Annotated in this window: 22 protein-coding genes and 3 pseudogenes; 19 read left to right on the plus strand and 6 right to left on the minus strand. The window is 34.5% G+C overall.

The genetic code is table 11. The features are described 5' to 3' along the window. Nucleotides 1–475 precede the first annotated feature (475 nt). Nucleotides 476–931, plus strand: a complete 456-nt coding sequence (locus tag AC2YHV_RS21055; RefSeq protein WP_487374033.1) for a DUF4304 domain-containing protein — start codon at nt 476–478, stop codon at nt 929–931. A gap of 172 nt (nt 932–1,103) precedes the next feature. Here the strand turns inward: AC2YHV_RS21055 and AC2YHV_RS21060 are convergent, their stop codons facing one another. Together AC2YHV_RS21060 and AC2YHV_RS21065 are read right to left on the minus strand one after the other, a co-directional pair. After that, on the minus strand, nt 1,104–1,382 hold the full coding sequence (locus AC2YHV_RS21060; RefSeq protein WP_487374034.1) for a hypothetical protein: 279 nt from the start codon (nt 1,380–1,382) through the stop codon (nt 1,104–1,106). A gap of 5 nt (nt 1,383–1,387) precedes the next feature. Continuing rightward, nucleotides 1,388–2,335 carry an IS110 family RNA-guided transposase gene (locus tag AC2YHV_RS21065; RefSeq protein ID WP_487374035.1) on the minus strand — a complete coding sequence of 316 codons (948 nt, stop codon included), beginning with the start codon at nt 2,333–2,335 and terminating at the stop codon, nt 1,388–1,390. A 496-nt stretch (nt 2,336–2,831) separates the two neighbouring features. On the opposite strand from AC2YHV_RS21065, the gene AC2YHV_RS21070 reads away from it, so the two are divergent. From AC2YHV_RS21070 to AC2YHV_RS21085, 4 genes are all read left to right on the plus strand, one after another. Further along, the gene (locus AC2YHV_RS21070; RefSeq protein ID WP_487374036.1) at nt 2,832–3,923 is read left to right on the plus strand and encodes a GerAB/ArcD/ProY family transporter; all 1,092 of its coding nucleotides are present in this window, start codon (nt 2,832–2,834) and stop codon (nt 3,921–3,923) included. Nucleotides 3,924–4,834: 911 nt separating this feature from the next. Continuing rightward, nucleotides 4,835–6,259: a DNRLRE domain-containing protein gene (locus tag AC2YHV_RS21075; protein WP_487374037.1), complete on the plus strand. Its 1,425-nt coding sequence runs from the start codon at nt 4,835–4,837 to the stop codon at nt 6,257–6,259. 24 nt (nt 6,260–6,283) lie between these two features. Then, nucleotides 6,284–6,787, plus strand: a complete 504-nt coding sequence (locus AC2YHV_RS21080; protein WP_487374038.1) for a carboxypeptidase-like regulatory domain-containing protein — start codon at nt 6,284–6,286, stop codon at nt 6,785–6,787. Nucleotides 6,788–7,832: 1,045 nt separating this feature from the next. Beyond that, nucleotides 7,833–8,213, plus strand: coding sequence for a hypothetical protein (locus AC2YHV_RS21085; RefSeq protein ID WP_328145743.1), 381 nt, complete (start codon nt 7,833–7,835; stop codon nt 8,211–8,213). A gap of 251 nt (nt 8,214–8,464) precedes the next feature. On the opposite strand, the gene AC2YHV_RS21090 is transcribed toward AC2YHV_RS21085, so the two are convergent. Continuing rightward, on the minus strand, nt 8,465–9,613 hold the full coding sequence (locus AC2YHV_RS21090; protein WP_487374039.1) for a cation:proton antiporter: 1,149 nt from the start codon (nt 9,611–9,613) through the stop codon (nt 8,465–8,467). Nucleotides 9,614–10,186: 573 nt separating this feature from the next. On the opposite strand from AC2YHV_RS21090, the gene AC2YHV_RS21095 reads away from it, so the two are divergent. Then, entirely contained in the window at nt 10,187–10,360 is a 174-nt protein-coding gene (locus AC2YHV_RS21095) for a DUF2524 family protein (RefSeq protein WP_328145745.1), read from the plus strand. Between the two features lie 73 nt (nt 10,361–10,433). Here the strand turns inward: AC2YHV_RS21095 and AC2YHV_RS21100 are convergent. Next, nucleotides 10,434–10,948, minus strand: a pseudogene (locus tag AC2YHV_RS21100) (tyrosine-type recombinase/integrase). Between the two features lie 524 nt (nt 10,949–11,472). Between AC2YHV_RS21100 and AC2YHV_RS21105 the strand changes: the two are divergent. The 6 genes from AC2YHV_RS21105 to AC2YHV_RS21130 all read left to right on the plus strand — a co-directional run bounded on the left by AC2YHV_RS21105 (nt 11,473) and on the right by AC2YHV_RS21130 (nt 15,667). After that, nucleotides 11,473–11,997 (plus strand): sigma-70 family RNA polymerase sigma factor, encoded by a 525-nt coding sequence (locus AC2YHV_RS21105; protein ID WP_487374108.1) that lies wholly within the window; start codon nt 11,473–11,475, stop codon nt 11,995–11,997. Continuing rightward, nucleotides 11,994–12,758 (plus strand): hypothetical protein, encoded by a 765-nt coding sequence (locus tag AC2YHV_RS21110; protein WP_487374040.1) that lies wholly within the window; start codon nt 11,994–11,996, stop codon nt 12,756–12,758. The genes AC2YHV_RS21105 and AC2YHV_RS21110 overlap by 4 nt, the downstream gene beginning before the upstream one ends. A gap of 676 nt (nt 12,759–13,434) precedes the next feature. Next, nucleotides 13,435–13,668 carry a hypothetical protein gene (locus AC2YHV_RS21115; RefSeq protein ID WP_487374041.1) on the plus strand — a complete coding sequence of 78 codons (234 nt, stop codon included), beginning with the start codon at nt 13,435–13,437 and terminating at the stop codon, nt 13,666–13,668. A gap of 410 nt (nt 13,669–14,078) precedes the next feature. Then, nucleotides 14,079–14,513: a hypothetical protein gene (locus AC2YHV_RS21120; RefSeq protein WP_487374042.1), complete on the plus strand. Its 435-nt coding sequence runs from the start codon at nt 14,079–14,081 to the stop codon at nt 14,511–14,513. Between the two features lie 194 nt (nt 14,514–14,707). Then, the gene (locus tag AC2YHV_RS21125) at nt 14,708–14,923 is read left to right on the plus strand and encodes a hypothetical protein (RefSeq protein WP_487374043.1); all 216 of its coding nucleotides are present in this window, start codon (nt 14,708–14,710) and stop codon (nt 14,921–14,923) included. 606 nt (nt 14,924–15,529) lie between these two features. Next, the gene (locus AC2YHV_RS21130) at nt 15,530–15,667 is read left to right on the plus strand and encodes an anti-repressor SinI family protein (protein WP_144477654.1); all 138 of its coding nucleotides are present in this window, start codon (nt 15,530–15,532) and stop codon (nt 15,665–15,667) included. Nucleotides 15,668–15,831: 164 nt separating this feature from the next. Here the strand turns inward: AC2YHV_RS21130 and AC2YHV_RS21135 are convergent. Then, a pseudogene (locus AC2YHV_RS21135) lies at nt 15,832–16,963 on the minus strand (chromate transporter). Nucleotides 16,964–17,133: 170 nt separating this feature from the next. On the opposite strand from AC2YHV_RS21135, the gene AC2YHV_RS21140 reads away from it, so the two are divergent. From AC2YHV_RS21140 to AC2YHV_RS21150, 3 genes are all read left to right on the plus strand, one after another. Beyond that, entirely contained in the window at nt 17,134–17,568 is a 435-nt protein-coding gene (locus AC2YHV_RS21140) for a hypothetical protein (RefSeq protein ID WP_487374044.1), read from the plus strand. Between the two features lie 221 nt (nt 17,569–17,789). Beyond that, nucleotides 17,790–18,035 carry an AbrB/MazE/SpoVT family DNA-binding domain-containing protein gene (locus tag AC2YHV_RS21145; RefSeq protein WP_379111196.1) on the plus strand — a complete coding sequence of 82 codons (246 nt, stop codon included), beginning with the start codon at nt 17,790–17,792 and terminating at the stop codon, nt 18,033–18,035. Nucleotide 18,036: 1 nt separating this feature from the next. Continuing rightward, nucleotides 18,037–18,438: a type II toxin-antitoxin system death-on-curing family toxin gene (locus AC2YHV_RS21150; protein WP_487374045.1), complete on the plus strand. Its 402-nt coding sequence runs from the start codon at nt 18,037–18,039 to the stop codon at nt 18,436–18,438. A gap of 415 nt (nt 18,439–18,853) precedes the next feature. Here the strand turns inward: AC2YHV_RS21150 and AC2YHV_RS21155 are convergent, their stop codons facing one another. After that, the gene (locus AC2YHV_RS21155; RefSeq protein ID WP_487374046.1) at nt 18,854–19,999 is read right to left on the minus strand and encodes a tyrosine-type recombinase/integrase; all 1,146 of its coding nucleotides are present in this window, start codon (nt 19,997–19,999) and stop codon (nt 18,854–18,856) included. Nucleotides 20,000–20,356: 357 nt separating this feature from the next. On the opposite strand from AC2YHV_RS21155, the gene AC2YHV_RS21160 reads away from it, so the two are divergent. From AC2YHV_RS21160 to AC2YHV_RS21175, 4 genes and pseudogenes are all read left to right on the plus strand, one after another. Continuing rightward, complete coding sequence (locus AC2YHV_RS21160) at nt 20,357–21,607, plus strand: helix-turn-helix domain-containing protein (protein ID WP_487374047.1); 1,251 nt, start codon at nt 20,357–20,359, stop codon at nt 21,605–21,607. A 94-nt stretch (nt 21,608–21,701) separates the two neighbouring features. Then, nucleotides 21,702–22,249 (plus strand): annotated as a pseudogene (locus tag AC2YHV_RS21165) (IS6 family transposase); the annotation flags it as partial. Between the two features lie 776 nt (nt 22,250–23,025). After that, the gene (locus AC2YHV_RS21170; RefSeq protein ID WP_487374048.1) at nt 23,026–24,624 is read left to right on the plus strand and encodes a class I SAM-dependent DNA methyltransferase; all 1,599 of its coding nucleotides are present in this window, start codon (nt 23,026–23,028) and stop codon (nt 24,622–24,624) included. Next, the gene (locus AC2YHV_RS21175) at nt 24,621–25,799 is read left to right on the plus strand and encodes a restriction endonuclease subunit S (protein ID WP_487374049.1); all 1,179 of its coding nucleotides are present in this window, start codon (nt 24,621–24,623) and stop codon (nt 25,797–25,799) included. Before AC2YHV_RS21170 ends, AC2YHV_RS21175 begins: the two co-directional genes overlap by 4 nt. Nucleotides 25,800–25,857: the final 58 nt, after the last annotated feature.

Raw genomic sequence — 25,857 nt, forward strand, 5'->3', positions numbered from 1 at the left:
CTTGGAACTTATTATGGTTTTATTCGTATTTTTAGTTTGTATATGTATTAGTTCGGTTCTGAATATACTTTTTAAACTGACGAAAAAAAGAGATTGGCTTATAACATTCTTAATAAGTTTAGGTTTATCAATAATAATAGTTCCTCTATTAAATGCTGGATAAGATCTGGTTAGTGTTATGAGATGATTGAGTGGGATTTTATTATTTATTATTACTTCTGATAGGTTGTTGGTATTCTTTTTATCGTTTTGGCAATTATTTTGTTAATGGCAAGAAGTTCTGATATTATTTCTGAACTATTGAAATTAAATGAATAGAAATTATTAAGCTAACGGGTGCGTTAGCTGAAGATCGGAGCTGTCTTTAAGGCAGCTTTTTCTTTATGCAACTAAAAGGGCAGTTTAGTTGAAGAAGGAATATTGGGATATAATAGGATTTGAGAAATTAAAGTAATCATAAAAAAGGGGTTTTTGTATGGCTTCTGGACGTGATGAAATGATTAAAGCACTGAAATCAATTCTTATTCCATTATTAAGAGAGAAGGGATTTAAAGGTACTTTTCCTCATTTTCGAAGGATTTTAGAAACCCGAATTGACCTTATTTCTTTCTTCTTTGACAAGTATGGTGGTGGGTTCATTGTTGAAATAGGTGCGTCACCAGCCAATGGTTTTACAATTAAGGGTGGACCTCATTTTCCTCCGAATAAGGTAAACACTACCCACCATGTTCCTATGACACGACTTGAACCAACGGAAGATCACGACTCTTTTAGATATGACGAAGAACCCGTTCCATCTGACATTTTTACAAAATTAGCCAGCGAGGTTGTTTCTCTTTTACCTAATGCAGAGGAATGGTGGAACTCGGATAAAATAGCTCGTACTATTAAGAAAAAGACGAAACAACAAGGTGACATAAATTTTGATTGAACATATCCCTTGTTGTTGAACTAACAGGTGCGTTAGCTGAAGATCAGAGCTGTCTTTAAGGCAGCTTTTTTGTATGAAAATATATTCGTGAATGGCCATACAAAATAAGCCCACCATATTCTAATTTTTTGAAGGACGTAAATGTACCATGTCGTTATATTAACTGGTTTGGTTATGCAGTTTGTTGTTCAGATGGAGCGACTGTATATCCTTTCTTTTTTAGGTATTCGATCATTTTTAATTCTTTGTTATTTTGTTTTTCTTCAAGGTAATTTGAACCTAGTTCATGATAGGGTTCTCCTGTTTTTAAGATGTTGTAAGCAATCGTTAATAGTAAATGAGCAGAAGCGATTCGTCCCTTTATTTTTCCCTGCCGTTTGGTAATCCTTTTTCGATGTGAAGCCATTCGATTATTTTGCCTTGATGTCGCTAGTACACACTCTACAGCCATCGTTTTTAAAGCTTTGTTACCTTGTGTGGTTTTACTCGTTTTTTTTTACCAGCACTTTCGTAATTTCCAGGACTCACACCAGCCCAAGAGGCAAGATGTTTAGCTGACTTAAATACGGACATATCCACGCCCATCTCTGCAATAAAAGTAGCTGCGGCAGCTTTGTTCACACCAGGTATTCCATCCAATAATTCTACTTCTTTACGATAGGGGGATAGGAGTTGATCGATTTGTTTTTCCAATTCTTCTATGGCTTTTTCTAAATAACTCATATGCTCCCAATGGTAACGCAACATATCACGATGATGACGGCGAATACGTCCATTAATTGCACTGGCAATGTCCGTAATACTAGCTTTTGTTCGCCAATCCACCATTTTTCGAAGACCATCGGTCTCTATTTTTTCACCGTTTAGAATCGCTTCAAGGATACGGCGTCCCGATACACCAAAAATGTCTGATAGTACGGATGTTAGCTTGATATTAGCATCTTGAAGAATTTTGTGAATGCGATTCTGCTCGGATGTGCGATGATGAATCAATTTTTTTCGATAACGAGTAAGATACCGTAAATCACGAATATCCTCCGGTGGAACAAAATTGCTTTCAATAAGTCCGCATCTTAGAAGCTTGGCAAGCCATTCGGCATCTTTCACATCAGTTTTACGCCCTGGAACATTTTTGACATGCCTGGCATTGGCAAGAACAAGGTGAAAAGAATCTTCGAGAATATTCCATATTGGTTTCCAGTAGACTCCGGTACTTTCCATTACAACATCGGATACATGAAGGGTAGTTAACCAATCACTTAAAGCCAAGAGTCCCGTTGTTGTAGTTGAAAACGTTTCAATAGAGGTTTTTGGCTTTTTATCTAATGGACCAAATAATACACAGGCTACTACTGTTTCTTGGTGTACATCTAGGCCAGCAAACCGTTCACTCATTGCTTCCATAGGAGAATCACCTCAATAAAAGATTAACAATACATATGACAGGAGATTTGTTACAAACATTTTTGTATACGTACTAGCAGTACACTAAATGGTTCTTCCATACTGTCACAACCAGTTTCTTATACAGGGTATCTTCCTTAAGATCCACCAAAAAAAGTTCAGCCTGGTTGTATTGTTATCATCCATTATCGTCAAGGAGTTAAAGGGTTAGACTCTATTTTGAGTTTAGATTTTCGTAGTAGATGGTGGCGGCGAGAATCGCCGCCATAGAAGTTTCTTATGGAACTAAAGGGGCAGGTTAGTTGCATTATTACAAAGTTTACTCGCACAGTGAATGACGTTTGCTGTCACAATGTGACTTTATGGATATGTGTAGTACTGTCTCTCGGTTTATTCGTACTGTGTACTTAAAGTTTGTATCTTTTTGAATAAAACTCACCTATAAAAGCCAGATTATAAAAATGATAAATTCGACTGATATAAATGAGGGTCCTTTATGAACCAAGTTGGTGTTAATGAAAAGGATAAAGTATCTCCATTGTATGTATTTTTTTTAGTGCATTCTATGCAAACAGGATTAGGCGTGTTGAATTTTCAAAGAGATTTAGCAAAGGCGACGGGAAGGGATGGATGGATCTCCATACTTCTAGCCGGACTGATGGTTCAGATATTCATTTGGCTTATATATAAGATTTTTAGTATTGTTCCTGGTGATATCATTTCTGCTAATAATTATGCATTGGGTAAATGGATAGGGAATTTTTTTAGTCTCTTATTCATTATTTATTTTTTTGTCCTTGGAATGACGATCATTATCGGCTATATAAATGTTGTTCATATTTGGATGTTTGAGGAGGTACCTTCTTGGGCGTTAGCTTTGGTTTTCCTGATCCTGATTTATTATATTCACACGGGAGGGTTACGAACCGTTACTGGTATCGCCTTTTTAACTGTTATCGTTTCATACTGGCTTTTAATTGTACCTATATATGGGTTTAAATACGCTGATTTCACCAGTCTTTTTCCTGTTTTCGATCATACTTTAATCGAAATAATGAAAGGTACTAGAAGCGTTTCGTTAGCAATGCTTGGTTTTGAAATGCTCCTGATGTTTTATCCATTCATCAAGAATGCTGAAACATCAAAAAAGTATGCTCACGGAGGAGCCTTAGCCACTACGTTATTGCTCCTATTAATTTATTTTGTTTCAACAGCCTTTTATTCACAGAAACAGTTGGTCATTTCCCTATGGCCAACACTCACAATGACCAGCGTCATTGAATTACCCTTTATTCAACGTTTCGAATACATAACTGTTTCTTGGTGGGCCATTGTTATCATACCCAATATGGTCATTCCTTTGTGGGCTGCCAGCAGGGGTGTCAAACGCTTATTCAATGTCCAACAAAAGTATCCCTTATGGGTAATGTCTATAATCATACTACTTATCAGTATATTTTTTTCCGATGTCGATTCCTTATATATATTAGATAAAATAATCAATCCATACTGCGTGTGTTTCATTGTTTTATACTTGCCTCTTCTTTTGGTTTTCATAAGTATAAAAAAATGGAGGAAACTTTTATGACAAAGTTACATTTATATGAAAAGCAGAATAAAATGTAAGATATTAATTTGATTATTCTTTTAGTTGATGCTATGACACAGAATTTCTATCTCACAGTTTGTGTCAACTCTACAATAGGTCTTATGCAACTAATGGGTGCGTGTTGAGAACCGAGACTACCATTATTTCTTTTTCTCTTTATTACAGCAGCTCTTATGTCTTCCGATACTTTGTTCTTTAATGAAAACAATACTGAGGCGATTTAATGTATGATACTTGGATTTATAGGAATTTCATCAATACAGGTTTCTTCGTGATTGTAGTGATTGGAGTATGGATGGTACTATCCGTTCTCTTTATTTATTTTGCAACTAAAAAAACATAAAAAACTAAATTTTTTGGAGTCTTAACTGATGAGAATATTCACAATTTGTATGTTTATCATTATCACTGGATTATTATTTACCACTATGTGGTTTTACCTCAACTAACTGAAGTAACATCACAGTTTGTGTCGACTCTGCGATAAGAATTAAAAAGTTATGTTTTTAGTTTCGCTCCGGTTACCGTGCACTTTTTAACCTATGTGTATACTAATGTCAGGAGAAACAGACAAACAACTTACAAAACCTCCATTTAGAACGGATGGGCAGAATTAAGCCTGTTTTATTCCCTTTTTAAGGACAAGAGTCTTTTCGGGTCGAAATTATTTGATTATGACGTTAGTGATTAGGAAAGAAATTTATGGTAATTTCTGGTTCCATTCCTCGATCGAATCAAAAGAAGTTGTTGTACCATGATTCCGGGCGAGAGAAACCTAGCCCGGCTTCTTTGTATTTGGTGAAGGCACCATCGTTTAGGCGCTAGCAGATATAATATTAATAGAAACCAAAAGATTAGTAGGAAAATTGTAGAAAAAGGAGACAAAAAATGTGAATAGAGTAATTTTTTTAGGTTTTATTGTATTAATTGTCTTATTATCTGGTTTTGAGAATTTTACAATATTCAAAGTTTCGAAGGTTAAAGCAGCCACATCTTCACTATCAGAATCATGGGTAAGCACGCCTTCAGATGTTGAAGATTCTTTTGTTAGTAGTCAATCCCCTACTACTAATTACTCATCGAGTCAATATTTAGTTGTCGGGAAACATCAAACATTTGCAACAACTCGCTCCTTTTTGAAATTTAAGTTGCCAACGCTGCCTAAAGGAGCAGTCATTACTTCAGCTAAACTTAGTCTTTATCAATATTACAACTCAACGAATCAAGTTACCGTTGACATTAAACCTATTAACAGTTCATGGAGTGCTACTACACTTAATTGGAACAATAAACCTTCAGTGGGTAGCAACGTTTCAAATGCTATTGTTGATAAACCTTCATGGAAAGACTTTTTTATCACAAACCTTGTGAAAAGTTGGTATAGTGGGGGGGCTGCCAATCAGGGTGTTGCTGTTCAATTTCGTGATGAAACACAGGCCACAAAGATTTTTTATTCTAACAATCATTCAACTTATACTACTCTGAAGCCAAAATTAACTATTACGTATTCTATTCCGGAACCCCAAAAGGAATATCGAGCATTTTGGGTAGATATGTTCCATGATGGGGCAAAAACCCCAGCTCAAGTAGATCAACTAATAAAAGATGTAAAAGCAAGTAACGCTAATACAATTTTTCTACAGGTAAGGCGCCGTGGAGATGCTTCGCTTGAACCAAAAACGGAAGATTCGTTTTTGCAAAGTGGCTATGATCCTCTTGCAGACTTGATTCAAAAAGCACATTCAGCCAATCCGAAAATCCAAGTTCAAGCATGGTTTGCAATGATGCCAATTTGGAACAAAACAACCCCTCCTAAAGATCAAAATCATATATTTAATGCACATGGTTTGAAACAATCAAGAGAAAATAATTGGTTGAGTAAGACGTATACGGGAAGTTATACAAGTGGTTCGGACTATGTGATTGACCCAGGTCATCCAGGAGCTGTTGATTATACAAGAGATATCATAGTGAATGTTGCTAAAAACTATGATGTGGATGGTATTCACATGGACCTTGTTCGCTATATGGGAGAAGAGTGGGGGTATAACGACGTTAGTGTACAGCGATACAATCAAGCCTATCGTAAAACAGGGTTACCACAACCGACTGATCCTATATGGAAACAGTGGAGAAAAGATCAGGTCAGTAATATGGTCCGTAAAATATATACGTCTGTTCAAAGTGCAAAACCGTCTGTCAGTGTTTCTGCAGCTGCGATTGCTTGGGGCAATGGTCCAAAGACAATGGATGATTGGAATAATTCCTTTACAATGAACAGTGCACTTCAAGACTGGCGAAGTTGGCAGGAATAGGGATCCATCGATCTAGCTATCCCAATGAATTACTTTAGAGAATACGATGCTAATCAAAAAGGTTATTTTGAAAACTGGTCAGAGTGGGAGAAAAATAATCAAGGTAAACGAATGACCTTATCTGGAGTAGGTATTTATTTAAATTCTATTAAAGATGGCTTATCACAAATCAAAAAAGCTCAAGCACCTTCTGCAACAGGTAAGAAATTAAGTGGTGTAAGTCTTTATAGTTATGCTGTTACCAATAAAGATAATGTAATGAATAATGAATTTTACAAAGCATTAAGCAGTGTAACATCTTACAGTTCAGAGCCAGCGTTCTCCACTTATTTTTCAGTCCCTGATTTACCATGGAAGATTGCACCAACCAAAGGTCATTTATCTGCCTCAACCAATCATGCAGATCATCAATTGGTGAAGCTTAGTGGACCTGAGACCCGTCAGACCTATACGGATGGAAGTGGCGACTTTCAAATAATTGATTTAACGCCAGGTAGTTATACTTTTCAAATAAATAACTATTCTTAGAATATTAAAATTGAAGCTGGAAAAGTAAGTAGAACTACATTAAATTAATAAGCAAATCCCAATTTTATCTTTGTGTTAATAGATAAATTGGGATTTTTATGATGGGGAAATTTAGTAAAAAAAGCCTTTTTTTAGAGAAAACGCAAGAATTTCACTTGCGTCATACATAAAGTGAATTTATAACTCAACCCTTAAAATTCAGTAATTGGGTCCTTATCGTTTTGCTTATTTAAAGGGTCCGGTTTGTTTAACCAGTACAAAAGGAAGATTGTGAAACATCTCCATATAGGAGAATAGAAAAATAAGCTAAAATAGGTTAAGACATGCCTTAAGAACAGAACGGGGGTTTTGATTTTGAAACCACATACTCAAGGTTTTATCGCCTGTCTTATAGCAGTCATTTTAGCTGCGTTAACTATTTGGTTTAAGACAGGAACAGTTAATTTAGGACTTTTAATATTTTTTATATCCTGCCTTTATGGTACATACCTTCTCATTTCTTTTTATTATAGTCGAAAAAGTAAAAACTAGGTTTGTTCTTCAACGGGTCGCATTAGTTAAAGAACATAGATTGATTGGGGATGTTTACAGCTCTTTACAGCACTTTTTTATTGAGCTAACGGGGCAGGCAGGTTAGTTGAAGAAGAATACTTTTTAATTCCAAGGACAGATTATACATTCATTGCTACAATTTAATATGAAATTCATTTTCTAATCACACTGTTAAAGAGGATATAAACACTTATGAAAAAAACAAAAAAAGAAAAGTTACTAGAAATGATTATCGTCATTATTTCTTTAGCTTTGGGGCTCTTCCAGGACAAAATAATATATCTCATAATTGGTCAATTCTGCTTATCCTTGTAAGACTCTATTTTAGAATTAAAAATCAATCGGTAAAGAATGATTAAGTATTGCACTTAAGTCTAAATAAATGATATTTCTTATTTATCTAACGGGTACTTAGTTGAACATGAAGATTATTTAGTTTACGTAGCTCGATAGGCTTATATATAATAGATGAAAAACATTAGGAGTTGACTTTATGCTTAATCGGATTCGGAATAAATTGATTCCCGCACAAGAAATGGGAGAAGAAGTAGATAATATCTACGCTATTTTACCCCCGCCAGGAACCATTATCGAAGTGGCAACTGAAGAAGAAATGGAAAAGGCAGCAGAGCTTGAAATTAGACATATGGCTTTCATGAGGTTGCAGGAAATGAATATACAATTTGACGGTGCGTCATATAAAGAACTATTAAAAGAGTTTCAAGATTTTGAAACCGATTCGAGTAAATTTTGGAGAGGTATAGCAAGCCGTTTATCCGTTCCGTATGAATGGCCAATCAGAATTGATTATGCAAACGGCCCAATTTATGTTGGTGAACACGATTTATATGAAGAAGAAGAGAATGAAGATTGATATTGAAATTTAAGCTTGGCATAGTCGAATGGTTCATGTACTAATTATTAATGTATTTTAAATCGATTTTAGAGCGTTAACCAAAAGGGTTAACGCTATTTTTGTTTACAAAATTAGCTGGATAATGGACTCCTAAGTCGTTTTACTAAAGCACATGTTGGAAAAGATTCAGGAAAAAACTTTGATTCTGAACTGTGTAAACAAACAAAAGCCTCCAAGTTAACTTGGAGGTCTTAACTTCTACTAAAAGGTTATGACAAATTCCTTGTTTGCATTTTTGATTTAAAAAACCACTTCATCATTGGAGGAGTAACAATGGTTGTAACCAGTATCACCACGACAATGACAGCAAACATATCTTGGGACAGCAAATGAGATTCAAGTCCTAATGCTGCAATTATCAATGCCACTTCTCCCCTTGATACCATTGCAGCCCCAATTCCCAATGAACTGTTCCAATTAAAGCCAGAAAATTTTGCCCCAAGCGATGAACCAACTAATTTCGTCATTATGGCTATAAAGCTCAGAACGATAATTAAACCTAAATTTTCACCAATGCCAGCAAATTGGGCTGTCACACCAATAGAAGTGAAAAACACTGGTACAAAGATAGAATAACTAATCGTTTCGACCTTTTCAAAAACTTCGTGTTTGAAGTTAGTTACGCTGATTGCAACACCTGCAATATATGCTCCGATTATAGCTGCAACTCCTGTATATTCAGCCAGGTACGCATAAACAAAGCAAATGATGAGAGCAGACGATATCACGGTTTCTGAAACCTTTAACGTTGAGAACTTTTTCAAGAACCAAGGAACGAGCGTCCATCCGATAAGAATCGCTCCTGCAAAGAATAAAACTTTCTTTAGTATGACTGTGGTTAAATTAACATCTCCACCAGCGAAGCTCATTAAGAATGCCAAGGCAATAATCACAACCACGTCATCAATAACAGCCGCCCCTAAAATCGTGGTTCCTTCACGGGTTTGCAATTGATTCATTTCCTTAAGAGCCTGTACAGAGATACTAACACTGGTAGCAGAGAGCAATAAACCCAGAAACCAAGATTCGAAAGCTGTTAAGTTTAATGTAATACCTGCGATAAACCCTAGTAATAGGGGAACAATGATACCACCTAAACCTACGTATGTGGATGCTTTCCCGGTTCGTTTAAATTCGTCCAAATCCGTTTCTAAGCCGGCTATAAACATCAGCAATATAACGCCAATTTGACTGAACTCTGCCAAAGTTTCTGTTTCGTTCACCAGCCCCAAAACCGAAGGTCCCAAAACAATGCCGATCAATAGTTGCCCCAATACTGAAGGCTGCCCCAATCTTACACTTAAGCTCCCGGCTATTTTGGCTGTAACTAAAATAATGGCTAACTGAAGTATTAGCACAAAAATACCACCTTTCATTATTTATTATTTGTTTCATATTTAAAAAAATACAAAAAGAGCCTGCCACCAAAGGACATAATTATCCCTTGGTGACAGGCTCCTCCAAAAACATATTATTATTCTTATTAGTAATACAACAATTATATCATACTTAGATAAAATCACTTACTATTGTTGTCTGCTCCGTAAACTTACAGTTTCCCTCAACCCGAGAAAATTTTAAATCCCTCAATGATACTAAAAATCACACGGTAAAATCCATAGATGAATAAAAATAGGCAGCCGATTATTCCAATAATAACTCCTGTCTTTTTATAAATTAGTTATCACCTTCTATCTGAATTTATGCATTTTTATTCTTTTTCGCCTTTCATTTTACGCAGCAGTTCATTGACTTCACGAAGATCAGGCTTTTTCTCCTTCATGCCTTCACTCCTATTTTCATTTTGATTAAAGAAAAAGGAGCAAACAGATCTTCTTGTACATGAATAATCTCAAAATTTTTATGCAAAATAAACAGGGTGAAAGGTTAGCCTTTAACAAAAATGGTCAATGGTGAAGGAGACTTTTAAAATGACACGGAAACAACAATATCAGCAAGCTATCAATGCGGCTCAACAAGCCCAACAGGCTTTTCAATCAGCTCAAGCTCAAGCTAATACAAATCCCCAACAATTCCAACAGGCACAGCAACAGCTTGAACAAGCTCAACAACAACTTCAACAAGTTCAACAGTCTTGGTTCTAATCCAGCTACTTAAAGTAATGTTCTTGCTGCATCAAAATGAATAAAATTACTTGAAGAAAATAAAGAAGATGGATTAGTGAAAAACGCTAAAATCTTTCAATACGTTGTTCGTTTTTTCTTCCGTAATGCCGATATAACGCAGGGTAACGGATGGATGCAAATGATGCAGAATCCGTTGCAGCATAGCAATATCCTTAGTGGCCTTGTAAAACCAATAGCCAAACGTTTTCCGTAAGGTATGGTTGCCACATGTTCCACCCCGGCGAACTCTTCAGCCTTATTTAGCTACCTGTAGGCCTGAGTAGGGGTAATGGGGCGTTCTCCCTTCCTAGGGGAAATAAATAAGGGGTCTGGACGTTTTTGGCATACTCATAGACCTTCTGAAAGCAATTCGCGATATACATGTCGCGGATTTTTTGCGTCTTGCCTTCCTTGCCCCGGAGAATCTTGTCTTGTTTTGTTTACCTTTGAGGTCCAGGATCTGCTTCGTGGTGAGCTTGAGTGGGTCTCCGACAGGCCAGTCTCGCAACCTGCAACAAACAGGATGTAATCACGCTCCGAACAATGGCGCTTCAGCGCCCATTTCATATTTTCTAAATGCTACTGATCACGGATCCGCCGCACATCTTTTGGTTGCGTCATCTTCATCGACCTTTCTTCCTTCAAACCCTTATGTACCAATGATTTGAATGTACGATTCAAGTGAAAAACTACCCTTAATGAACTACCATGAAAATAAGTTTCTTTAAAAATGAAAAATAACAATACTTAAGAAGACCCTGCTCAATCGTTTTAAAAAAAGAGGAGAGCGTTAATTAATTAGTCTATGGATTAGGGTTGACTGGATTAAGGTCAGTATCAGTATTGACACTTCCTAACCATTTTCATTCTTTGTGGTGAATCGCCGATTTTTGCGATTCATGGATGGCTAACGGGTGCGTTAGCTGAATAAGAAGGCCGCCAATTGGCGGCCTTTTGCACGTATGAATCTTAGTATTTTCATACATTCGAATTAAAGTGGAAAAATGGAAAATATTTAAATGAAATAAAAAAAGTAAAGCCAAATACTCTAGGTTTTCGTCTAATATTTGTAATAAGAGAAAAAGAAGGTGATGAAAATTGAAAGGTTAGTTAGAAAAGCACAAAAGGGTGACAAAAATGCTTTTGAAACATTATTTCAAAACTATAAAGAGGAAATATATAGAACTGCTTTTATTTATATGAGAACTCAAGAAGATTCATTAGATATTGTACAAGAAGTAGCTTATAAAGCTTTTAAATCGATCAAATTCTTAAAAGAACCAAAGTATTTTAAAACATGGTTAATAAAGATTGTTATAACTTGCTCTATTGATATGTTAAGACAGCATAATAAAGTTTTTTCCATAAAACCCGAACACATGGAACTAATAACCATTGGTAAAGAAGAAGATATCGCATTATCTTTGTATTTACAAACTCTGGTTGAAGAGATTAGTGAAACTGAAAAAAGTGTTATTCTTTTAAAATATTTCCATGATTACACTTTAAATGAGATCGCAATAACATTGGATATACCTTTAGGTACAATAAAAACTACCTTGTATAGAGCATTAGAAAAGTTAAGAAAAAGATTAAATAAGGAGGATATCCTATGAAAAATAAAATAAAACAAGAACTTGAAAATATTGAAATACCCAAAGAGTTCGAACTGATGAGTCAAAAAGGAATTAACAAAGCCTATAGTGAAATGAATAACAATAGAAAAAAATCAAAATGGTTAATTGGGTTTATTGCAAGTGCTGCAATTCTATTGCTTAGTATTGGATCATTGTCAACACCCGTTGTAAAGGCATCCATTCAAAACGCTCTAAATGTAATACTGGCTGATAAATTTCAAAAAATGGAATTTGGAAGCGAAATACCACCCGAAGAAGTACTAGTAAGTGTTGAAGAAAACAGCAATGGAGAACTAATCACAACATATATTTCTGGTAGTCAAGAACGAACTGAAAATGAAAACGGGGATTTTTCAGTATCGGATGGTAAAACTATCGCTTCATACACAAAAAATGATAATAAATTTTTAATTGAAGCAAATGATAATCCTGGACCACCTATTGAATCAAAGATATTTTCTGAATTTGAAAAAGAAAAAATTCAGTCGTTAGGGACGAAAAAAATATTAGATAGAGATGCAGAAGTCTACAAAATAACAATTTCAAATGAAGAAACACTTGAGCTTTGGTTTGATAAAACTACTGATGTTTTAGTAAGAGAGGTACAGATTATTAAGGGTAAAACTTACGAAGAAGGTAAACTAATTTCAGTTAAAACAATAGATAAGAAGTCTAATTTGGACCTGTTTAAAATCGAAGCGCCTAAAGAGGCAAATATATTTGATCATACAAAAAAGTAAGCTAGGAATTAATTATCTTAGGGTCATAACGCTTTAGTGTATGAAAATAAAAGGAGCGTACATATTTAATATGTATAATATGTTAACGGGTTCCGTTTTGGAGGAGAAAGCGATAAATAACAATGCGTTACTTCAATACAAGGAGCTGATTAGCAGCTCCTTTTCTTAATGAACTAAAGGGGCAGGTTAGTTCAATAAGATAAGGAAAATTTTTCTTGAGGTATAAAGGATGATTTTTGGTAAGATGTCTTTATGGAGAAGTGATATGACAATGAAAATATTAAAAAACAGAATAAAGCCCTTGTTTATTCCAGCGTTACTCTTATGGATAACAGCAGGAATTATCCACTTTGTTTCGACCTTGTATTACGGTGTTTACAATGATTATCGGTCAATGGCTTATATCCTCATAATCATTGGGCTGTTTTTAATATTAATTGAACGGTATTTACTAGAAAAGGCAACAAAAAAGGAACTAATTGGGCTAGGTTTGACATTTTCACTAAGCATTTTATCTCTATTGTGGGTTATATATTTTTTGTGATCGAACAAACGGATGCTTTACTTCAATAAGGGAGGTTGCTGAAGCAACCTTTTTGTTATGCAACTAAAGGGGCAGAAACATAATAAAAACATTAAAAGCTAATTTCTATTACTTGAATTTTGGGTGGTTCTAATGACAAAAAGATTTAAAACTATTTTAATGACGCTAATCATAATATTATTTGTATTTATGGCTGGTAAATATCTTTTGGACTTTTTATTTGAGGATATGTGTGGAAATGATATTAAACAAAAAATCCCTTCTCCCAGTGGTGGGAATTTGGCTTACATTTTCGAAAGAAGTTGTGGTGCGACAACGGGATTTTCACCCCAATTATCGATTTTAAATCAAGATGATGATTTTTAAAATGAATCAGGAAATACATTTAGGTCAGATAAAGATTTTTCATTTGAATGGCTTAATGAAAAGAACCTAAAAGTTATCTATGATAAATCTTCTGAAACTTACGAAATGGATAAAAAGGTGAATGGGATTAATATTGAATATGTAGGTAAATAAAAGCCTGTTATATTCTTTTAAGTTATTAAGCTAACGGGTGCTTTACTTCATTATCAGGAGCTGATCAGCAGCTCCTTTTCTTTTGCAACTATAGGGGCAGTTTAGTTAAATAAGGATTTACTTTTTTGTGGGTTAATTTGGCAACAAATGAATTGAAACATCATTGGTTCGGGAAACGTATATGAAAGCAAGTGAAAATTTATAGTTGAAACAAGAATTATAAGAGATTCCATTCAATTGTTATCGGAAGTGAAAAAATGTTTACTTATTATTTTATGCCCATACTTGGAACTTTGTTAGTAATAGTCGCATTATTTGCTTTTGTTGCTATGTATCATGATAAAGCCTATCCATTATTAAAAGTAGGTAAAAGCTTTGGAATTTTTTTAATGGGTGTATTAATTTTAGCGATTACTGTCCCAAGCCTAAAATATGTTGTGCTAAAGGTATATGATGTCGTCAACGGGAAATGTGTTATCGAAATAGATTCAGCAGGTCGTTCTTCTGTAGCTGACTTTAAAATGTTCGATACAGGTGAAATGTTTACTTTCAATGATATTCCTGCACTTGATGCTTATGGAAGTTCAGTCCCTTATCATTGTGAGGTGACAGTTACAAAAGATCATATGTTTGAAATTGGTTATAAAATATATGATGCCAAAACACGAAAGTTAATATTAACAAGTGAATAGAATGTTCTTCAACTAACGGGTGCGTTAGCTGAAAATCGGAGCTGTCTTTAAGGCAGCTTTTTCTTATGGCACTAAAGGGGCAGGTTAGTTTAATTAACTGACATTATAAAAGGGATGAAATAAAATATAAAAAATTAAACTTCGAAACTTTCTGTATGTATATTCCGTAAGTATTGTAAAAAGGAGGAAGAAAGATGAAAAAAAATGTTGGGATTTTTATCGTTGTACTCATTTCAATAGGAATGGCTGATTTAATTCAGGGAATTATTCTAACATTAATATATACACCAGATCCTTACTCAACAAGTGGTCAAGAAATGGAAATCTTCCTACAATACATTATTTCAGCTATAACGGTAACCTTAGCTCTTTGGAGTGTTCACAAGGTAAAGCTTTTATTAAAACTCTAAATCACCAAGGTTTTAATAATAGAAAACGTAAATTGAAAAGACAGAACTTAATCACTAACGTGTGCTTTACTTCAATAAGGAAGGATGCCGCAGCAACCCTGTTATTGAAGTAAATCCCCTTTAGTTGCATAGGAAAAAGCTACAACAATGAAAGCTATGATCTTCAAAAATAAACCACTTAATTGAAATCTACAGAACCGTCTATTCATATCAAAATAAATTATTATTTTAATCGGTGATTTTTAACTGTTATGTTACTAATCAGTATTATGTAAAATAGGAAAGCTAAATATATTGTGTTTAATGATGTCGGTTTAAGTAGTTTAATGTAGATTGAAATATAGAATAAATATGAACCCTATTTGTTTCAAAAAAGTTCACTCTATATTTTAAGTTAGAGACTACCTTCGTTAATTATTAATTACTATAATTTATCTTATTTTTCTTGAGTTATTATATTATTATTTATCACTTAATATTTTTATTGTATGTTTAAACGTGGTTTTAAAGAAATAGAAGAGGGAAGATATGTAATGTTAATATCAGGCAATAATTTCAGGTAAATCCTATCGGGAGATTGGAACATCTAAAATCAGGAGAGTGAACATGTCAAATTCTTTATTTATCGAAAAAGGCTTAGATAAGGAATGGGCAGAATTGATATTATATGCCCGAGAGTTAGGTATATCTATTGATGAAATTAGAGAATTCTTAAATCGATCGCAATCTTCGGGACCTGAATAAGGTCTTTTTTATTTCATCCCTCTAACTTATTGCAAAATTTGTGTCAACTCTACATTTATCTTATAGAACTAACGGGGCAGTTTAGTTCAACAAGAAATATAGAATGATTAAGATAAAAATGTGTCAATAAAAGGAGGAACGATAAATTAATAACATACCTCGATTCATATTAACGTCATAAGTGAGCCACCAATAGCTCCGGTTATTACTATAACCCAAGGCGGCAATTTCCAGTACACAAGCATACTGAATAAGATCGCAGCAAAAGCAAAGTCTATAGGTGCTAAGATGGAGCTGGTCCAAATGGGATTATAAAATGCCGCAATCAAGATGCCTACAACTGCTGCATTTACTCCCATTAATGCCCCTTTTACTTTAGAATTACGGCGTAATATGTCCCAAAATGGCAATGTCCCTAAAATAAGAAGAAATGCAGGTAAGAAAATAGCAATTGTTGCTAATAAGCCACCTTGCCATCCATTTATCACGGCACCTATATATGCTGCAAACGTAAATAATGGTCCTGGTACAGCTTGTGTTGCACCATATCCAGCAAGAAATGTCTCTTTGTCTAGCCATCCAGTAGGGACAAATTCACGTTCAAGCAAAGGCAAGACTACGTGTCCACCACCAAACACTAAAGAACCAGACCGATAAAAGCTATCAAACAGAGCAATCCAATTTGATGAAGTAACTTCCCGTAAAATTGGAAGTTAGAAAACCAATCAATGCGGCCAGTATAATAATACCTACTTGCACATAGGCAGTCTGCCACATCAAGGTCCCAACCAAGGCTATTAATGCAATTGTTTTTCTCTTTATATCTGGAGTTAAATTTTTTGACATCCCCAAAATGGCGTGTGCAACTATGGCTACGGCTACTATTTTTAATCCGTGTATCCAGCCTGCATTTGAAACATCCATTCCTTGGAGAAATAATGCTAATATTACTAAGGCTATCACCGAAGGCATTGTAAAACCAAGGAAAGCTAAAATTCCACCGATGAAACCTCCCCGCATAACTCCTATTCCAATTCCAACCTGACTGCTAGCTGGACCAGGCAAGAATTGACACAAAGCAACTAAATCAGCATAGCTTTTTTCATCCACCCATTTTCTTCGTCTAACATACTCATTATGAAAGTAACCTAAATGTGCTATTGGTCCACCAAACGATGTTAAACCAAGCCTTGTTGAAACAAATAGTATTTCAATTAGCGACTTAAAACTTCTATTCGTTTTGTTTTGATCCACTACATTATTCCTCCTATTCTTTAATTTCTTTGAAAAGTTCATAAACTTTCTTTCTAACTTCCATATCCTAGTCCAATATCGATTATCTATATTGAAGTATAATATTTAGAAATGTTTAATTTTAAATTCTAACAATGAATTTACACACTCTTAATATTTGATCATTTAAAAAATAAGTCTTACGTGAGTTAGCAGACGATGTAGATGATCGGTTGGAATCATTTGAACGGAAAAATGGCGTAAGAGGACCTTGGCGAAAAGAGGAAGTCATTTTTGTTTGTGTAAATTTACGTCAAGATTCAGAACGTTTAATACGAAGGGGATTTCGAATAGCTTATCGTTTGAAGGCTCAATGGTTTGTTGTTTATGTAAAAGACCATCAAAACTTGTCTAATGAAGAGGAAGTCATATTGAAAAGAGTCATGGTTCTAACGGAACGATTAGGAGGTATATTTGAAATATATTATGCTACACATCGGCGTTTAGTAGTAAAAGAAATAACGGGACAATTAAAACATAAAAAAGCAACACAAGTAATTATAGGACATTCAGCTAGGTCGAGGTGGCAAGAAATAAAAGAAGGCTCCATAGTTGAACGTCTTCTTCGCGAGACGAGGTATTTAGATGTACTAGTGGTAGCTGATTGAGGAGAAATGAATGTTGTTTAAGAAAGCTATATCGCCCGTTCGTAAAAGTACACTTTTACGAACGTTTTTTATAGAATAAGAGCAAAAAATAAGAATGGAGTAAAAAAATGGATGTTCGAATGATCGAAGGCTAACAAATTTAAGATAAAAGTAGTATAAACAATAATGACTAATGTTATAATAGTAATAACAATTATAACTTTTTGAAGGAGGAAAGATTAATGGCTATTAGGAAATTAACCAAAGTTGGCAATAGCTTGGGTATTACGTTTCCAGTTGAAATGTTAAAAACGGCTAATTTAGCTTTTGGAGACGAATTAGAGGTTGAGTTTAAGGGTGAAGAAATCATTTTAAGGAAAAATAAAAATGTAAAATTACCTAAAGGTGTAGATGCAGAATTTATGGAAATGTTATCAGAAGTTATTAAAGAACATGACGAAGCATTCAAAGGATTGGTGGATAGATAATATGACATTGGATATTATCTATCTTTCCACGAATCAAATTATTGCTATCAATGCCATTCAAATAAAAGTTTATTCTCCTACTGAACAAATCGGAGTAAAAGATCCTGGTCTCCTTGATTCTGCTGTGAACAGACCCAGACAAACTGTTTTCGAGAATGATGCTTACCCATCTATTCATGAAAAGGCTGCAGCATTATTCGAATCCATTTCAAAAAATCATGCATTCCACAGCGCAAACAAGAGGACAGCACTCGCTTCCCTTATTATGTTTCTTAAGATTAATCATTATCAATGGATAATGGGAATAGAAGAAGAACAGGATTTTGTTGTAGATGTAGTCAACCATAAGTATGATTTTAAAGCTATCGCAAGAATCATTCAAGAGAACATAAAGGCTTTATAAAAGGGTTCGAGATTCATTGAGCCTTACGAAGGTTGTTTTTTTCTAACATTGTTAAAGATGGAAATATGCATTAAATTCATGCTGGGCATTGGAATACAATAAGTGATTATTCTAAAAAAGGAGGAACAAGTCATCTGGATGACTTGTTCCTCCTTTTGATTCTTTATAAAAGAAATACCTAATTTAGATTTAACAACTTTAGACATTATCTCTTTTGGTCATAGAAAGTTATATAACGCGTTATACACTTTTCCTAATATTTTTTAATATTATTAAACCTGGAAGTCTGTATAAACGTTTGAATAAACTACTTGCAAGGTGTAGTAGAAATATCTTTTATTTAAATGGATCCTTTTAAGTCAATTGGAGTCCTAAATTCAGCAAAAACTTCTCTAAATATGACGAGTTTCTTCTATTATATATACTCCCCAAACACATCTGATTTCCACAAATGAATCGCATGTCGTTCTTTTTCAAAAACCTTCTCCAAATAAATCTCTGTAGTGGAGAGCTGCTCATGGCCCAGACTCTTCATAATCTGATAGACATCCACTCCATTTAAGTGAGAAATGATGGCAAAAGCATGCCTGAAGGTATGAGGACCAATGGAAGAGGAACGAAACTTCAAAAAAGGCAATCCACTCTCCTTAATGGCTTTTGTGATGTATTGAGACAAATAGGAGGGAGAGTAGGCACGGCCGGTATTGGTCGTAAAGAGCGGGTCGTCTCCTTCTGCTGCGTCTATATCGTCGATTCCTCTAGCTGAACGGAACATGCGAATACTATTCATTCCTTTTTCTTTCAATGGGATTTGCCTTTTTTTATTTCCTTTACCTAGGACCTCTAAAAAATACGAGCTGGTAATGGAATCATATTGAAGATCCTTGACTCGGAGTCTTGTAAACTCTTCATTACGCATGCCTGTCATGGTTAGAATATGAATAATCGAAAAAATGATGGGGTGGTTGATTTCCCTGAAGTAATCAAGTAGCTGAATGACTTCCTTCGGTCCCAAATCACGGTTCGGCCGATCATCCTTTCGGATATTGACCTTAAAGAAACCTTCATGAATGGGCTCCGTGATATATCTTGATTCGAACAGGAATTTCAAAAAAGTCTTAATGATGGTTGTCTTTCTGGATAATGTGGCAACGGAATACGCTCCTTTTTTTAAGACATAGGGGCTTTTTTCTGATAACCATTCCTGATACCTTCGAATGTGGCGGGGAGATAGAGATTTAAAGAGGGAACCGTCCACAACTTTTTTAAAGTCTACATGGATTTCCGCTGAATAAGTAAGTAATTGTTCAATAAATTGAATTAGTTCTCGCTCATAGGCATGTACGGTGCGGCTAGACTTATCATGTTCCCGATTTAAATGTTCTCGTCGTTGAAGAAACCACTGTAACATGTCTATATCGCTAAAATCTGAAAAAGGATGATGTCCATTCTTTTCTGTCGTATCTAATCGTTGCTGTAACGTATGGATCGAAATGTCTGAAAGTCGCTTTTTCCATGCACGGCTCTGAATCTCTTTCGTTTTTCCGATCAGTTCATGCATACCTGTGTCCCTCACTTTTATAAATCAACTATTTATAAGATAAAGTCTATATTTAATACATCCCATTTAATGAATCCTACTTACATTATAACAAATGAGAAGAGATAATTAATTATGAAAGACCTAAATAAATTCTATCTTTATTTAGGTCTATAATAATTAGTATATAATTAGATTAAATAATTATAATAATATTATAGGATTAAAACATTAAATATATAATGATTATATAAGAGGGATTTATAATTATACTTATTTAAATCAAAACTATATATTATAATTGATATACGAATAAATAATTAATCCTGAGATATATAGACATATAGCAATAAAAGATAAAGGGTGAATAGACAAATAATGAATAAACTAAACCATGAAAGAAACACACAAACTACATCCTATGAAATGGGGGAAACGGTTTATGTTCTCCCAACGTGTACGGAAGAAGAAGACCCAGAGAGCTTTTACTACTTTAAACAATTTGAAAAAAAAGAAGGCGTGATTTTGGAAGTGATCGAACACCCACGTCTCCAATATCGTGTAAAATTTGGCCAGGCGGAGGCAGTCTTGTATCATGAGGAATTGACAAATGGGAATCAACGGGATGTTCCCATAACAGGTACGGATCATCAAGAAGGATGGGAGGAGGATAAAGTGGAATGGTATACACAAAAAGAAGTAGCTGATTTACTCGGAGTATCCAAGGCAACGGTCTATCATTATGGAAAACAGAAGAAAATCATTAAAATTCTGGACCCACATCGATTACATAAAGAGGCACGTTATGAAAAAGCGGAAGTGGATCGATTAGTGTATGAAAGGAAATCTTTCCCTACAGGTATGAGTCCCAATGAGATTGCAAAGAAATTGGGATTATCAGTACAAAGTGTTTATAAGTATATACAAGATGGTTCAATAAATGCTGAGGCTGTCCCTTATGGGGATGAAAGAATCACGTATGTAATTTCGGAAACTGCCTATCAGGAAGCAGAAAAATCGCTCAAACCATCTGAAACACAACGACCAAAAAAATATGAATATTATGATTCGAAAAATGACATTGCTTTGTATCAAAGATTTCATTCGACTAGAATACCAGAGGCACGTGTGGTTCGTAATGAAGATAATGTATTTGGTTTTTACCTACCCAATATCCAAAAGTGGTTGACGTATGAAGAAGGGATGAAAAATTATACCTTAAAGTCCTCATACTCGATTCACCAACCTCCTTTGGATTATAAAGGTTATGTGGAGCTTCAGGTACCGAAAAACGAAGTAGTATTTTATCCCTTCATTGATTATCTATATGAAATTTGGGGAGTGGAAAACATTCGACTTAGGGAACAAAATGACACAGTTTTACTCTATGTCAGGGCAGGGGAAAAGCCGTTAAAATCTAAGGTGTTTGGTATTGCTGATATCTTACCGTATTTAATCAATGGAGAAATGCATCATGAAGAAGATACTTTGATATTACGTAGTCCAAATAGAAAAACTAGTTTTGAATTACCTATCGAATTGTTAGGAAAAATTTCAGATTTAGCTGAACAAGAAGGGTTAAGTATCAGTAAATGGGTTGAGAAAAAATTATTGTCGATTATAAAATAAATATAAGATTTTTTGGTTCTGGTGCAAAAACCTCATTAATAGTAATTAATCTCTACATCAGAAATACTATTACTATTTATCTTAATTAAGGTACGTGATAGATCAAAATTTGTTCAAGTGGAAACATTATATATCAGCCTGATATGATTTTGTTAACAGCTATATGATATCTGCGGTACAACTTGAGTTTTCGTAATTAATTTAGTGGAGAAGATGGAAGAACACGGCTTATGGATGTCTCCTCACAAAACGGTTATGCGTTGAGTTTATCATCAATATGTACCGGAATTAGATGAATGGGTACGGCGTCATCTTAAGCCAACAAATGACTCCGGGAGAGGCGATGAAACGTATATCAAAGTAAAAGGTTAATGGATGTATCTGTATTATGCAGTGGATTCCAAAGGACAAACTATTGATTTTTATCTCAGTAAAACAAGAAGGCTTTGCGGGTCTTTCCATGTTACTAAACCTCGTGTAATGACGATCGATAATAATCCGGCTTATCCTATAGCAATTGAAGAGTTGAAAAAAGAGAAAAGCATACCTGGTGGTTTGCTACTTAGACAACAGAAGTACTTAAATAACATAGTGGAGCAAGATCATCGCTTATTAAAGAAGTTAGTCTGTTCTATGCTAGGTAAAAACGTTTCTAACAGGTCATATTTGTACCAGAATCCCGTTAAAGGGTTCCAAGCAGGCGCAGGATGCCGTTGTAGATGTTGTCAAACATAAGTGTGTCTTTAAGCTATTTAATCTTTACCAAAGTCTGTTTTATAACATTGGAAAAGTATAAGGAAGGGGATATTCAGCAAATCTATGCTGAGCTTTGAAATACAATAAGCATTATTCTAATTTTTAAGTGAGGTTTACATTTTAAATAATTACTGGAGAAAAGCACACTGGTGTTGAAAGATACTAGGAATTGAAATTAATTAACCCTCAGTCAAAAATAAATTTATTTTCCAAACACATTTCTAAATTATTTTATAATACAGCTTCCTAGAAACACTAATTTATTTTCAATCACAAACAGTAAAATCATATTATTTTTGACGAGTTTCTTCTATATATAAAAGGTAACGGAAAGAGTCTTTTACCTTTTATAATCTTCAAGATGCCACTGACGTTATTTTTATATCGTGTCCCAGCCTGAACATACGATCGAACATTTAACATAAATACAATTGAAATTTTTAAGGTGATCACTTGAGGAACATCTTTAATTGCTAAATGAAGTACATGGAATTTGATATTTTTATAAGTAAGAGTAAAATTTGAGGATCGCTACACAACGGGTAAAGCGAGAAAAAGAATGGAAACCTTATTTACTGATATGATACGATACGTATTGAGATTTCATTTTAAATAAAGTTTTTTCAGTAAATGGAGCTTTTTATTTAGTCGGAGGTGTAATAGTGGTAACAGCAGGAGCAATTAAAAATCAGATCGACCACTTATGGAATATTTTTTATTCAAATGGTGTGAATAATCCGCTCACAGCGATTGAGCAGATTACATATTTACTATTCATTCGAGGTTTGGATGAACTTCATATCAAGAAAGAGGCATTCGTACAAGAAATGGAGCTTGTTACAGGGGAAAAAGTACCAATTGAAAAGCCGATTTTTGTAACAGAACAACAGCATAAATATCGATGGTCTTACCTTAAAGAAATATCTAATACCGTAGAAATGCATAGATTGATACGCGACGAGGTCTTTCCATTTATTAAAACACTTGGTGAGGATAAAACAAGAGACCAAAAGGAAGTTGGGTTTAGCCGCTACCTAAAAAATGCCGCACTTGCTATTCAAGAGCCGTCTGCTCTTAGTAGGATAATTCATGAAATAGACTTGCTTATTGGAGCTCTTGAAATGCTGCATACACATACAGATCGGAAAGGTTCAGCAGAAAGTATACTTCATATTGATACATTAGGTGACCTATATGAGTATCTGTTAATGAAACTTTCTACATCAGGTCGAAATGGACAATTCCGAACACCGATGCATATTCGAAATATGATGGTAGAATTGTTGCAGCCAACTCTAGAAGACCGTATTTGTGACCCTGCTGCGGGATCTTCAGGTTTTTTAATATCTGCTCTACAATATATTCTTAAGCATTACGGAGACATATTTACAAATATGGAAAGGTCTGACCTTAAGAATAGATATCAGAATGATTTATTTTATGGATTTGATAACGATGAAACTATGGTACGTATTGGTGCAATGAACATGTATCTACACGGCATTGATAATCCAAACATCTATTTTAAAAATTCGTTATCTAAGACAAATATAGAAGAAGAAAAGTATACTATGGTTATTGCGAATCCACCATTTAAAGGGACTGTTGAAGGTTCTGTCGTAGCAGAAGACTTGACAAGAATCATACCTCTTTCCAAGTCAAAGCAAGAAGGCAAAACGATTTCTCAGGCTAAAACTGAATTGTTGTTTTTACCATTGATTCTAAGGTTATTAAAAATTGGTGGCCGAGCGACAGTTATTGTGCCAGATGGGGTTTTATTTGGTAGTAGTCGGGCGCACGTAGCAGTGCGAAAGGAAATTATTGATAACCACAAACTGGAAGCAGTTATTTCAATGCCGTCGGGTGTATTTAAACCGTATGCAGGTGTATCAACGGCTATACTCATCTTTACAAAGACAACTACAGGTGGGACAAACGACGTTTGGTTTTATGATATGAAATCCGATGGATATTCGCTAGATGATAAACGAAATAAAATTAATGATAATGACATTCCTGATATCATCTCACGTTTCCACAATTTAGTCGGGGAGCAGAATCGTAAACGGTCTGAACAATCCTTTTTTATACCAGTGGAAGAAATCCATAAGAATAATTACGATTTAAGTATTAATCGTTATAAAGAAGTAAAGTACGAGGAAGTGCAATATGAACATCCAAAGGTTATTCTAACTGATATTAGAAAAATACATCAAGAAATTATCGAAAAAATGGATGCGTTGGAGGATATGCTTAAATGAAAGTGGGTCAACTTTTTGAAATAAAAAAAGGTAAGAAAGTTGAACAAATCAATAAAAAAAATGACATAAAAATAGAACGTCTTATCCAAATAGGGGACCTAAGGAATAATAAGAATATAAAATATTGTATCCCAGATACAACAGCAGTTTTCGCTAAAGAGGAGGATATTATAATAGCATGGGACGGGGCTAATGCTGGAACTATAGGCTATGGACTTAATGGTGTTATTGGAAGTACATTGGCTGTGTTGAGACCGAAACAGCCAGTATATACTCCATTTATAGGTATGTTTTTACAAACAAAATCGAGCTATTTAAGAGAGCGTAGTAGAGGTGCAACAGTACCTCACATTCAAAAGGATATTCTACTTGAAATTAATATTCCTTTTCCATCCATAGAAGAGCAGAAACGCATTGCTAAAGTTTTGGGTGAAGCGCAAACCCTAATTAACTTACAACAACAGAACATTGTTAAGTTGGACGAATTTTTGAGATCATTTTTTATTTGGAAGGCGGGACCCAAGAACAGTAGTTATGAAGCTTGGCAAATGGTTAAGGTTAAGGATCTCGTTAGTCCGGAGAAAGGAAGTATGAGAACCGGACCTTTTGGTAGTGATCTAAAACACTCCGAATTTATAGAAGAACCTGAAGTAGCAGTACTAGGAATAGATAATGCTGTGAATAATGTCTTTGAATGGGGACAACGAAGGTATATTACACATAAAAAATATGAAAAGTTAAAGAGATATACTGTCAAACCCGGAGATGTTATAATTACAATTATGGGAACAACTGGGCGTAGTGCAGTTGTTCCCAAAGATATACAGTTAGCTATCACTACTAAGCATTTAGCAACTATAACTGTTGATAATAAAAAGTTAGTTCCAGAGTATCTATCCTACTCTATTCATTCTCATCCTAATCTATTAACTCAAATCAAGCAAGCGAACAAAGGAGCGATAATGGATGGATTGAATTTAAAAATAATTAAAGAGCTAGAACTAAGACTACCTCCTCTTGAGGTCCAGAAAGATTTCTTAAGAGTATATCTAGAAGTTAATAAGCAGAAAGAAAAAATGAACTGTATATATCAGTTATTAAATAACAATTATCAATCATTGTTAAAAAGAGGATTTAATGGTGAATTAAATATAAAAGATACTTTTAATAACTGATAAATATACCCTTACAAAACATTCCTAAGTCTTGTAAGGGTATATTTTATAATAATGA

It is taken from the genome of Peribacillus sp. SRI_006, assembly GCF_057586375.1.